Source organism: Pedobacter sp. ASV28, assembly GCF_016428855.1.
In the GTDB taxonomy this organism is placed as follows: domain Bacteria; phylum Bacteroidota; class Bacteroidia; order Sphingobacteriales; family Sphingobacteriaceae; genus Pedobacter.
In genome coordinates this window covers 56,295-67,533 of the sequence record NZ_JAELTN010000028.1, presented here as the reverse complement: position 1 = coordinate 67,533, position 11,239 = coordinate 56,295, and the positions used below count along the sequence as shown (strand labels likewise).

Here is an 11,239-nt window from a genome sequence, read left to right as displayed (position 1 = left end):
CCCCCCCCCCCCCCCCCCCTTTTTTTACAGCATAAGACGTAATACGAGATGGTAACGCAGGTCTCGTGGGCTCGGAGATGTGTATAAGAGACAGTTCCTGGGCAGTTACTAAAATACAATAACATTGATCATAAGCTGGCCGTGAAGAATATTGATACCAAAGAGGTTAACGCTTGGATTAATGGAAAATTGGTGTTCAATGATGTTTCATTAGCAGACGTTTTCAATCGAATTGAAAAACAATACCAAATACGAATAAAGGTCTCTGCCAATTGTCATTTAGTTGATAAGCGGCTTACGGGTGTATTCGAACGCAAAAGCCCAGAAAATATACTGGATAAGATCCTATTTATATATGGGCTAAAATACCACAGGAAAGGAGGCGATTATATAATAGATCTATAAACAAAAAAGGAAGGCTTCGTCTCACCGATGCCCTCCCAGATAATTTTCAAGCCGTGTTAGAACTTAAAAAAATAAATCTATGTATCTCTTTGCACATTTACGTGTTTTTAGTGAAAAAAAAATAACATTCCTTATGCTGCTACTCATGATGCAGCTCTTTTTTGCCCAGGGCTCGATAGGCCAGTTGGTGAATGCCGTTCATAAAATTAATACACCTGTAACCTTGATATTAAAAAATGTAACTCTAGATCAGGTGTTGGTCAAATTAAATGGACAGGCAGGCTATCATTATATCTATGACAACAACCAGGCAAAAACAATTAAGGTAAACAACCTTAACCTCGAAAAAGTTGCTTTAGGCAAAGTGCTTTGGCAGCTCGAAAATGAGATTGGACTAAGCTATAGTATGGATGGAAATTCGATCGTGGTCAAGATCGAGGAAAGTAAAAAACAGCAAAAACAAAATCCTGGAAAAATTACAGGTATGGTATTGGATGAGAAGGGGCAGGGCCTTCCCGCAGCTTCAATTAAGGTAGTAGAGACAGGCAGGAATGTGCAAACAAGTGTTGATGGTAATTATGCATTAAGCCTACCATCAGGAACATATACCATAGAAGTGTCTTATATTTCTTATCAAAAGCAAAGGATTACGGGTGTTGAGGTAGAGGAAAATAAGAATACGTTGTTGGATATTGCCATGAAAGTAGACGCCAAGGGACTTAAAGAGGTAGTGGTGACTGCAAATTATACCAAAGCTTCCATTGAAGGACTGTACGCCCGTCAAAAGAACAGTGCAGCAATGTCTGATGGTATTACCGCCGAGCAGATTAGCCGAACCCCTGATAACAATACTGCGCAAGTGCTAAAAAGGGTAAGCGGATTGCAGGTTTCTCAAAATAAATACGTAGTAGTGCGTGGTTTGAGTGACCGTTATAACAATGTGCTCCTTAATGGAAACCAATTGCCCAGTACAGAGCCTAATCGCCGCGATTTTGCTTTCGATATGATACCAAGTGGCTTGGTTGATCATATTATTGTGAATAAAACAGCAACTCCAGATCTGCCTGGTGAATTTACAGGGGGGCTAGTGCAGGTGAACACCAAAGATATTCCTGAAGAAAATTTTGTAACTATTGCGATCGGTAGCGGATTTAACAGTAGGGCTACCGGAAAAGATTTTATTGGCGGGCAAAGAGGAACGGCCAACTATTTTGGCAATGCCAATGATTTTCAGAAAAAACCAGAAGGTATGTCATTTAGCGAATATAACGTGCTGGCTAATAAGATAAATAATAGCACTGCCTCTACAGAAGAAAAGCAAAAGGCATTTCAGTTTCTTAACCAATTTCCCAATAATTGGGCCATGCGTCGTTATACGGCGCAGCCTATTCAAAATTATGCCTTATCAGTGGGGCGTAGTATACCCCTTAACCATACAAAACTCGGAATTATAGCAGCCATTACTTATCGTAATGAGCAGAATGCAGATCAGGATGATCAATATGTGCCAACTGTATTGGACAATAAAGGAGTGGAATATACTTTTACCACCTTGTTGGGCGGGAGTTTAAACCTCGGCTATACTTTTGGTAAAAACAAGTTGGCCTTTAAAAATACTTATAACAAACGTTTTTCCGATAAACTGTACGAATTTAAGGGAATTGATATCATGAGCAATAATTTGCGCACCAATAACTATTCTGCGCAGACGCTCATTAATGAGTTATTCCAAACTAGTCTTGCCGGAGAGCATGCCTTTGGCAGGAGTGGAATTAAGTTGGATTATAACCTGGCACTTGCCACATTGGAAAGAGATCAACCTAATAGTCGGGTAATGAATATGAGGGGCTTGCCATTAGGTTCTGTCGGACCAGAAGATTATTATGAATATAATTTCAACGATTATCAACCAGAGTATGGTTCAGTTTTCTATTCAAATCTATCAGAAAAGCGATATGCCTATCAGGCAAATTTAATAATACCCTTTAAACTGTTAAAGTTGAACCAAAATTTTAAGTTCGGTTATCAGGGAAGTTATCGAAAAGCAACCTTTGGGGCAGATTCATATAGAATTAGAAATGTGCCCGGTGCAGCGAATAATTTTGACGGCCATGCCTATACAGACGTTTATAACAACCAAAACTTTATAGATCAGAAGCTCTTCCTGATCTCTTATATTGGGGCAGGTCAATCTGCAAATACAGGTTCGGCTACGGGTTATGATGGCAGCCAACAACTCAATTCCTACTATGGAATGGTAGACATCAAGCCTATCGAAAAATTAAGACTGATTGGTGGATTTAGGTTGGAGCAAAATAACCAGCGGGTTTTTACCAATACCTTAGGCAAATCAACTGATCCTAACCAGGTCAATCCGGTGGTAGATAGCCTAATTGCCATTAAAAAGAACGATTGGCTACCTTCCTTAAATGCCATTTATGCCCTCACCTCTAAAATGAATATCAGGGCGGCATTTTATAAAACGGTAGCCCGTCCAGACCTTAAAGAACTTTCCTATTTTTCATACTTCGATTTTGAGGTGTTTAGAACAATAAGTGGAAATAATCTTCAGCCCACACAGATCAAGAATTATGACTTGAGGTATGAATTCTATCCCAGTCCAGACGAAATTATAGCTGTATCTGGTTTTTATAAAAAATTTACCAATCCTATAGAACTTACTTTTGAACCTACATCTGCAAAACCATTTCTTATTTATAAAAATCTGGCTAGCGCAAAGGATCTGGGTTTTGAAGTGGATTTTCGTAAATCGCTACGTTTTCTTTCCTCTTCCGCTTTTTGGAAGCGCATGTACTTATCTGGAAGTTTCACTTGGGTAGATGCTTCGGTAGATCTTGGTGCAGGTATCGCCATGGATGCGAATGGCAACCCCATTGTAAGTAAGAGAGATCGTCCCCTATATGGGCAATCACCTTACATTATTAATGGAGGCATTGGTTACATCGGTAAAAATTTTGGTGTAAATGCCGTATATAACCGTTATGGAAAACGCGTAGTGACCTCTACGGCATATACTTCAGAAGACGAATATGAAAACCCCCGCAATGTAATTGATCTACAGTTTAGCTATAAGTTTTTGAAGGCACAACGGGCCGAACTTCGTTTGAACGTAAGCGATATTTTGAACGAACAGTTAATCACCTATAAAAATCAGTACGGACCAGCACATCCGGTGTATAAAGAACGCGATCCTTCGGTACCCCGATATCCGGGAGATGGAACTGCTGAACTTGCGGCAGAGCAGTTGGATCCAAAAGGCACATCTTATAATGCCGCGTACGATGTAGTGACTTTCAGGCGAAGAAATGGTACCAACTGCACGCTCAATTTCATTTATCGTTTTTAATTGTACCACATCATAAGTAGTAGAACATTTAAAAGAAAGGAGGATCATTTAAGAAACAAAAACCAGTAAAGTTCAAATCTAAAAACTACTAAAAATTATAAACCCGGCTATAATGCCCTAAATTTTTAAAAACTAATTTTATGAAATTTCAAATTAAATCTACAGGTATCTATTTATTATTATTCTTCGCATCTTTCTCTTTGTATTTAACAAGCTGTAAGAAAGATTTTAGCACTGCTGCTGCTACTAAAGGCCAGTTTAACCGTTCAACTAAAGCACTATATAGTGACACGCGAACTGTGCCAGTAGCTACCAAAACTTTGAGTGGTATCATTACGGGTACCAGATCTCTTTCTAATGACACGTTATACTACCTTAGTGGTCCTGTATATGTTGATAGTTTGGCCACGCTTAATATAGAAGCTGGTACCTTTATTAAAGGTGTAGACAAAGTCAATACACCAAATGGCTTTCCTTCTTATCTTGTGGTGAGAAGAGGTGGGAAAATTTTCGCTGACGGTACAGCAGAATCACCTATTGTTTTCACTTCTCAGTATTCGGCAAATAACCGTAACGAAGGAGATTGGGGCGGTATTGTAATTTTGGGAAGGGCGCCAGTAAATAATGTAAGACCTAAAATAGAGGGCATACCTGCAGAACAAATTCCTGCAGCCCTTGCAAGTAAAGATGCCATTGGTTATGGAGGAGATATTAATAACGATAACTCTGGCAGACTTGTTAATGTGAGAATTGAATTTGCTGGCGAAGTAATTACAGAAGGAAACGAGTTAAATGGCCTAACATTGGGCGGCGTTGGTTCTGGTACTACTTTAGATCATATTCAGGTATCGATTGGTGCTGATGATGCCTTTGAATTCTTTGGCGGATCGGTTAATGCTACCTATTTGATTTCCTATTTCAACGATGACGACGACTTTGATTTTGATCAAGGTTATCAGGGAAGTATCCAATTCGCTGTGGCCCAAAAAGATCCTAATATTATAGCGTATCCAAGATCTGGTAATCCAAACGGCATAGAGTCTAATAATGTAACTTCGCCAATTATTACAGGTGGAACCTATTCGGGAAGAGTTACTACACCTATTTTAAGCAATTTTAGCATTTTGGGCGATACCACTAGTGCACCTAGTGCAGGTACAGGTACAGTGTTCAGGGTAGGCTCAAGTGCTGTATTCAAAAACTCAGTTGTTGGTGGTTTCTATGCTGGTGCTAATTTGGGTACTGCTGCTGGTTCGTTGGTGTTTACGGGCAATTATTTGCACTATTTCACCAATAATGGTTATCCTGTAACCGGGAATAATATTGATAATACAGATTCAAACTTCTTTTTGTTGACTGCACCATATAATGCTACAGCTCCTGACTGGAGATATGTTAGCGATCCGATCAATGGTATTTTTTCTCCATTGGCTAGCGGTTGGAATGGTACAGGCTTATCTGTTACCCATGCGGGTGGTTCATTATTATCGTTTACTAATACCACTTTTATAGGCGCCTTTGGTGAAAATGATGGAACGCAAAATGGTAACCGTTGGGACTCGACAGGATGGGCTTCTTATACGCCTAGAACAAACACCTACTAATTAAAATATAAAAAGGTACATTAAAAATAATCCCGGGATTTAATTAATCCCGGGATTTATTTAAAAGATAGAAGAAACCATCTCAAATTTGTGGTCGGTGAGCTAGGGAAAGAGATTGCAAATGAATATTCAGCACAATTGAAAACAGATAAATACAAATGAAAATAAACAGACTTTTATACTTTGCCATGACCATTAGCTTCTTTTGCCTTGCGTGTAAAAAAGAAGGGAAAATTGTAGAATATCCAGATTTTGGTAGATTGGCCGTATCGGGATCGGCACCAATTGGCTCGAAGCCACTGTTGATCAATGTAGATGGAAAACTTCAGGATTCGATGATGGTGGGAGCAACAGGGAGTGTCAACAAAAATATGATTATACAGTCTGGCGAAAGAAAGGTAGCGATCTTGGACCATGACAATAAGTTATTGATTGATACGCTACTTAAATTTGTGGTAGGGAGAGTAAATACACTTCCGGTATTTCTATACACAGGCACTTCTCTTTTGTTTGATGATCTGGATAGTAGACCAGTTACCTCGGGAAATGTGCTGTTCAGGTTTGTAAATAATTCTCCAACCCTTCCCGAACTGATGAATATAGAAATCGTTTTGATCTATACCCAAGCAGGTGCAAGAAAGATTGTTCCAATAAATAAAAAACTAAATGGAATTACGAGGGATAAATTTTCGGGCTATTTGGAATTGGAACCACTTGCTTCGTTAACGCCTGTAGGAGCTACGGGGGCAACTTATGTGATTATTGGTACCAATGCCGTTACCGGCGAGGTAGTCATGAATGTTGATCCTGTTCCTGCTTCAACCAATAATACCTATGCTACATTAAGATATACGTTGTCGGCTACCAGTACAACGTTTGTACCCAATGCAGTGGTTTCTTTAGCTATAGGTGATCCTGCAAGCCCTAGTACAAAAATAAGGGCCTAAAAAGCAATTTTTGCAAGAATTGCAAACTAAAAAGGCTTGCCTTAAGAGGCAGGCCTTTGAAAATTCAAATTCCTCTACAGGTATCTAGGCTGTAAGGAACTGCAATATACAATATTAATTTAATATGAAAATAAGCAATGGAAATCTATTTTTTTTATTGCTTATTTGTTCATTGTCAGTCAACTCCAGTTTTGGCATAGCCCTGCAATTCTCTACGTAATAAAGACAAAGATTCACGAAGGTGGTTATCAATGGTATTTGGTGAAATGGAAAGCCGTTCGGCAAGTTTTTTCCTTGTTAACCCTTCCTCAAGGTATAATTGTATCACTTCTCTTCTTCTGCTGGTTAAACGGGAGAGGACATTATTGATTACAGCCAGATATTCTTTTCTTTTATATTGCGTTTCTACAGATGAACTTTCCTGATTGACCCTGTTAATGATGTGTTCGGTCATTTTTCTGCTGCACTTTTCCCTTCTCAAATTGTCTATATAAGTATTTTTGGCATAGGTATATAGTAAAGGGTAAAGGTTTCCTTTTTCGGCTACGGTTTCCCATTTTTCCCAAAGCAGGAGATACACCTTTTGCAAAATGTCTAATGTGAGGTCTTTATCCCTGCACAAGTTAAAAACAGTACCATACAATTTTTGATGAGTAGCATAATATATGCTATTGAACTGCTCTGTTTTTGATGTTTCTAAAGCGTTAAACATAAATTAGAGATTTAATATAAATCTGCTTATATCTTATTAACTCAGTGTGAATTAGAAGTTATGTTTATGGGTTGATAAACAATTACTTTGACTCTTGATATGGACTGTAATAAAGGCTAATAGGGGAATGGGAAAGAAAAAATAGCTATTGTATTCATTTTTTCTAAAAAAAGCAGGAAAAAATTGCGTAGTCGAATAACTACATTTATATTTGTAGTCAAATAGCTACATAATGAACTTAAGACGTGACGTTTTTCAGGCGATAGCAGATCCTACAAGAAGGGCCATACTTCTATTGGTTGCTTCTCAATCTATGACCGCAGGCACAATAGCCTTGAATTTTGATACGGCAAGGCCAACAGTTTCAAAACATCTGCAAATTTTAACGGAGTGTGAATTGCTCAGGTCCGAACAGAGTGGTAGGGAAATCCATTATCACATCAACGCAAAAAAAATGAAAGAAATCGCCGACTTTATAGAACCCTTCCGCCAAATGTGGGATGACAGATTTAATAAATTGGAGGCGATAATGAAAAACTACAAAAGCACATAAAATGGAACAGAAAACAAAAATCCAGGCAGAAGAAAACAGGCAGGAAATTATCATTAAAAGAACATTTGATCTGCCATTGGAATTGCTTTTTAAAGCTTACGAGGATCCTGAAATTGTGGAACAATGGATGGGCACCAAGGTATTGAAACTAGAGCATAAAAAACATGGAAGTTGGCAATTTCAAACTTCACACAATGGGCAGGTTGTATTTGGTGCAAATGGTGTTATACTTGAGTTTGTACCAAATGAAAAGATCACACGAACATTTGAAATGGAAAATTCTCCATTTCCTATCCAATTGGAGTTTTTTGAATTTAAAAAACTAACAGATCATACCAGTGAACTGACCATGCAGATCATTTTTAAATCTATAGCATTCAGAAATCAGCTTTTGCAAATGCCGTTTGCACAAGGATTGAATATGGCACATCATCGTTTACAAGAAATTATGAACAAACTAAAATAATAGAGCATGAACAAAAGTCATAAAATCATCTATTGGACTTCCACAATTTTGTTGGCCTTGGGCATGTTTTCAGGTGGACTAATGCAGGCTTTAAGAACTAAAGAAACGGCACAAGGTATTTTACATCTGGGTTATCCTATCTATTTTTTAAGCATATTGGGAACATGGAAGGTTTTGGGCGTAATTGCCATACTGCTTCCTAAAAGTCCTTTATTGAAAGAATGGGCCTATGCAGGGTTTTTCTTTGCCATGACAGGTGCAAGTATCTCGCATATTATAATGCGAGATAGTTTTGTAGAAAGTATTGGCTCGTTTATTTTTATATTGCTTATTGTGCTGTCTTGGTCTTTTAGACCTGAAAATAGAAAGTTAATGTTGGCTAAACCAAAAAAATATGAATTCTAAAGTTGATCGTTTTTTAGATAAGGCAGGCAAATGGAAAGATGAAATGACCTTATTAAGGGAAATTATTCTCGACATTACAGAGCTTGATGAAGATTATAAGTGGATGCATCCATGTTATACTTTGCAAGGTAAAAATATTGTTTTGATCCATGCATTTAAAGAATATTGTGCCCTGTTATTTCATAAAGGAGCCTTGCTAAAAGATCCATTGAGTATCTTGATACAACAAACGGAAAATGTCCAATCGGCGCGTCAGATCCGTTTTACAACTATTGATCAGATCAAAAAACAGGCCTCCATTATTAAGGACTATATAAGGGAAGCGGTAGAAATTGAAGAATCTGGAGAGAAAGTGGTACTGAAGAAAACATCCGACTATTCTGTACCTGAAGAATTCCAAAAAAGATTAGATGAAAATGAGGTATTAAAGAAAGCCTTTAGCGCCTTGACACCGGGAAGACAAAGAGCTTACCTGTTTCATTTTTCACAACCTAAACAATCTAAAACCAGAGAAACGAGGGTTGAAAAATATTTGCCCAAAATTCTTGATGGCAAAGGAATGGACGATTAAAGAAGGAATACAATCATACCATAAATGGACCTCAAAAAAATATATAGGCTACGACGGCCATGAGAATACCTTTATAATTAATGAGTAGTTCTATCAAGGAAGCTTACGTATGTAAAGATAGCTATCACTAGCTATTTTTTAGTGTTTTTGGAGTGCCTAATTTTATGAAGTGTCTTTAAAATTGCGCATCATGAAAAAAATATTGCTACTATTCGCCCTCCTTTTTCAAATGTCGATCTGTTTTGGGCAATCGGCGCAATGGGGCCCATGGACCTCTGTTTCATGTTATAAAGGTATTCAGTACAGTATCATGAATTTGGGCTTCAATAAAAGTACGAACAGTTATTGGTGGAATATCAGGTGGAAAAATAATTATTCGAAAGCTGTAAGCTTTGATGGCGAAGTAACAATTGGTGGTGAAACGGCCATACGTGGTGGCTGGGGGAGTCTGTCGCCTGGCGGAGTGCAGACCTACACATCCGTTCCCTATAAATCAAGCTCCGTTAATTTTATCGTTCGTGTTACTAAAGTTTGTTTCGCAGATAGGTACGGTGGCTGCAGTACCAATATGGAAGGCTATCCAAATTATGCCGACTGCGACAATGGAACGCCGAATTATAAAATCAACCCAAAGAAAACCGTTAATACACAAAATGGCCCATCGGCAACAACTGGTTCAACTGCACCAAACAATCAAAATAACAGTTCGGCTCCTGCAAGTAACCCAAATCCAGTTTACAACAATACACCGATTGTGAGCTTGCCTACTTACTCGCAACCTGTAGCAAATACCAGCCAAAGCGCTGTAAACACCCAAAGAAAAGTAGAAGCCATTAATCAGCTTGGCCAACAAACAATAGATCTGATTTCTTCTATACAGGCCGATGCCCAAAAACGTAAGGAAGCAAAAATAATTGAAGCTCAAAATGCAGCTATAGAATCAAAGAAAAAAGCAGAAAGACAGATAAACACGCTCAAAGATCCAAAGTTTTTTGAAACCTACTGCGATTTCATTGTGGCAAATTTAGAGGCTATTGGCTTTTCATTTTCCAAAATATCAACATACAAAGAAGATGAGAATGGTAAAGCGGCTACCATTGATTTCTCTAATAATGTTCAGACAGAAATCAGGCACACCAAGCTAAGTGATGGGGATATGTTATATACATTATATTTTGGCGCGAAAAATCTGGTTCATGGTAATCATTTGGCAAATTCTCAATTAGTTGAGTTTTTGAAACAATTTCATTTTTATAACTATACTGGCTACAGTAACTATAACACCAGCAATACCAAAATAGGCGATACTACTTATTATTGGTATAGGTTTACAGACCTGTTCGGATTGGATAAGAGCCAGCTGTTTACTAACCTATACCTTCAAGGCTACAAAACCAATAACTATAAAGGTGGCGCAGGCGAAATTGAGCGCTACAAGAGAAGTACATTAGATGAGATTGCGAAACTCAACAATTCTCAAGATGCAGTAGCCAAAGCCTATCTCATTGCCAGTAAATATGAGGATTTGAAAGATTATGTTAATGCAGTTAAGTATCACATTATCAGTTACAACAGTATGCCTGAAGAAAAAAGAAGCTTTTGGCAAACTGAAAAAATAGCCGACTTGTACTACAATTCAGAAAAGTTGAACAAAAAAGATAGCGCAGCTGTTTGGCTTGCGCTCACGCTTAAGCTCATGGAAAATGATCCGAAAAACAAGCTCGATATTGGTAAGGGAGAAAGCAATTGGTTTGACAGCAAGTATACCAAGCTCTTATATAATTATGGCAATTCGATTAGAAAAACCGATGGCAAACTGGCTGTCGAGATTTATTTGAAAGCCGTTAGAAACGGCTATACTGGTGCCTACACCGCAGCAGGCGTTATGTATGAGCTGGGGGAGGGTGGCGTAGAAAAAGACTGGAAACAAGCACAAGCTTATTACGAAAAAGATGCTGAAAAGAAAGGCGCAAAAGCGATGTACTACTTAGGACAACTTTATGAAAAAGGTGGGCCTAACTTGGAAAAGGACGAAAGAAAATCACAAAAATGGTTTAAAAATGCCTGTAAGGCCGATAAAAAATATTGCAAAAATAATTGATTATTCAAATAGAAATTCTAATGTGTGTACCTTTTCTGGCCTGGTGTTTCATAAAGGCTAAGCCTAAATATAATCCTCTTCTATCAAAAGAATTTGCAATTTTGTTTA

General features: G+C 38.0%; 10 protein-coding genes. 9 read left to right on the top strand and 1 reads right to left on the bottom strand.

Annotated elements, in window-relative coordinates:
• Positions 1 to 141: 141 nt before the first annotated feature.
• The 4 genes from JHD79_RS12035 to JHD79_RS12020 all read left to right on the top strand — a co-directional run bounded on the left by JHD79_RS12035 (position 142) and on the right by JHD79_RS12020 (position 6,323).
• Positions 142 to 405, top strand: coding sequence for a DUF4974 domain-containing protein (locus JHD79_RS12035; RefSeq protein WP_199119484.1), 264 nt, complete (start codon positions 142 to 144; stop codon positions 403 to 405).
• A gap of 145 nt (positions 406 to 550) precedes the next feature.
• On the top strand, positions 551 to 3,772 hold the full coding sequence (locus tag JHD79_RS12030; RefSeq protein WP_233164665.1) for a TonB-dependent receptor: 3,222 nt from the start codon (positions 551 to 553) through the stop codon (positions 3,770 to 3,772).
• Between the two features lie 140 nt (positions 3,773 to 3,912).
• Positions 3,913 to 5,376 carry a hypothetical protein gene (locus JHD79_RS12025; RefSeq protein WP_199119482.1) on the top strand — a complete coding sequence of 488 codons (1,464 nt, stop codon included), beginning with the start codon at positions 3,913 to 3,915 and terminating at the stop codon, positions 5,374 to 5,376.
• A gap of 158 nt (positions 5,377 to 5,534) precedes the next feature.
• Positions 5,535 to 6,323: a hypothetical protein gene (locus JHD79_RS12020; RefSeq protein WP_199119481.1), complete on the top strand. Its 789-nt coding sequence runs from the start codon at positions 5,535 to 5,537 to the stop codon at positions 6,321 to 6,323.
• A 175-nt stretch (positions 6,324 to 6,498) separates the two neighbouring features.
• Here JHD79_RS12020 and JHD79_RS12015 read toward each other — a convergent pair whose 3' ends face one another.
• The gene (locus tag JHD79_RS12015; RefSeq protein WP_199119480.1) at positions 6,499 to 7,035 is read right to left on the bottom strand and encodes an RNA polymerase sigma factor; all 537 of its coding nucleotides are present in this window, start codon (positions 7,033 to 7,035) and stop codon (positions 6,499 to 6,501) included.
• A gap of 232 nt (positions 7,036 to 7,267) precedes the next feature.
• Here JHD79_RS12015 and JHD79_RS12010 point away from each other — a divergent pair, with 232 nt between their 5' ends.
• The 5 genes from JHD79_RS12010 (at position 7,268) to JHD79_RS11990 (ending at position 11,131) form a co-directional block, all read left to right on the top strand.
• Entirely contained in the window at positions 7,268 to 7,588 is a 321-nt protein-coding gene (locus JHD79_RS12010) for a helix-turn-helix transcriptional regulator (protein ID WP_199119479.1), read from the top strand.
• Between the two features lies 1 nt (position 7,589).
• Entirely contained in the window at positions 7,590 to 8,054 is a 465-nt protein-coding gene (locus JHD79_RS12005) for an SRPBCC domain-containing protein (RefSeq protein ID WP_199119478.1), read from the top strand.
• A gap of 6 nt (positions 8,055 to 8,060) precedes the next feature.
• The gene (locus tag JHD79_RS12000; protein WP_199119477.1) at positions 8,061 to 8,459 is read left to right on the top strand and encodes a DoxX family protein; all 399 of its coding nucleotides are present in this window, start codon (positions 8,061 to 8,063) and stop codon (positions 8,457 to 8,459) included.
• Positions 8,449 to 9,030 (top strand): YdeI family protein, encoded by a 582-nt coding sequence (locus tag JHD79_RS11995; protein ID WP_199119476.1) that lies wholly within the window; start codon positions 8,449 to 8,451, stop codon positions 9,028 to 9,030. The genes JHD79_RS12000 and JHD79_RS11995 overlap by 11 nt, the downstream gene beginning before the upstream one ends.
• Positions 9,031 to 9,220: 190 nt before the next feature.
• Positions 9,221 to 11,131, top strand: a complete 1,911-nt coding sequence (locus tag JHD79_RS11990; protein ID WP_199119475.1) for a tetratricopeptide repeat protein — start codon at positions 9,221 to 9,223, stop codon at positions 11,129 to 11,131.
• Positions 11,132 to 11,239: the final 108 nt, after the last annotated feature.

Coding starts and splice junctions, on each gene's coding strand:
- JHD79_RS12030 (WP_233164665.1), top strand. CDS start 551: ATGATGCAGCTCTTTTTTGCCCAGGGCTCGATAGGCCAGTTGGTGAAT.
- JHD79_RS12025 (WP_199119482.1), top strand. CDS start 3,913: ATGAAATTTCAAATTAAATCTACAGGTATCTATTTATTATTATTCTTC.
- JHD79_RS12020 (WP_199119481.1), top strand. CDS start 5,535: ATGAAAATAAACAGACTTTTATACTTTGCCATGACCATTAGCTTCTTT.
- JHD79_RS12015 (WP_199119480.1), bottom strand. CDS start 7,035: ATGTTTAACGCTTTAGAAACATCAAAAACAGAGCAGTTCAATAGCATA.
- JHD79_RS12010 (WP_199119479.1), top strand. CDS start 7,268: ATGAACTTAAGACGTGACGTTTTTCAGGCGATAGCAGATCCTACAAGA.
- JHD79_RS12005 (WP_199119478.1), top strand. CDS start 7,590: ATGGAACAGAAAACAAAAATCCAGGCAGAAGAAAACAGGCAGGAAATT.
- JHD79_RS12000 (WP_199119477.1), top strand. CDS start 8,061: ATGAACAAAAGTCATAAAATCATCTATTGGACTTCCACAATTTTGTTG.
- JHD79_RS11995 (WP_199119476.1), top strand. CDS start 8,449: ATGAATTCTAAAGTTGATCGTTTTTTAGATAAGGCAGGCAAATGGAAA.
- JHD79_RS11990 (WP_199119475.1), top strand. CDS start 9,221: ATGAAAAAAATATTGCTACTATTCGCCCTCCTTTTTCAAATGTCGATC.